This window comes from Pseudomonas sp. MIS38, assembly GCF_019891575.1.
GTDB classification, from domain to species: domain Bacteria; phylum Pseudomonadota; class Gammaproteobacteria; order Pseudomonadales; family Pseudomonadaceae; genus Aquipseudomonas; species Aquipseudomonas putida_A.
In genome coordinates, this window is the sequence record NZ_JAFLXF010000083.1 from 1 (window position 1) to 237 (window position 237).

Genomic DNA, 237 nt, shown 5'->3' on the forward strand with positions numbered 1-237 from the left:
TGGTAGTGTGGGGTTTCCCCATGTGAGAGTAGGTCATCGTCAAGATTAAATTCCGAAACCCCAATTGCGAAAGCAGTTGGGGTTTTGTTTTTTAGTAGAAGTCACCGATTTTGCTGGCACGTTACCGTGTTGACGGGCCAGATACAGAATTTCTTGACGACCATAGAGCGTTGGAACCACCTGATCCCATCCCGAACTCAGAAGTGAAACGATGCATCGCCGATGGTAGTGTGGGGT

1 rRNA gene is annotated in these 237 nt (G+C 48.5%); it reads left to right on the forward strand.

Annotated elements, in window-relative coordinates:
• Window positions 1-152: 152 nt before the first annotated feature.
• Window positions 153-237: ribosomal RNA gene (rrf, locus tag J1G18_RS27925) — 5S ribosomal RNA — on the forward strand; the annotation flags it as partial.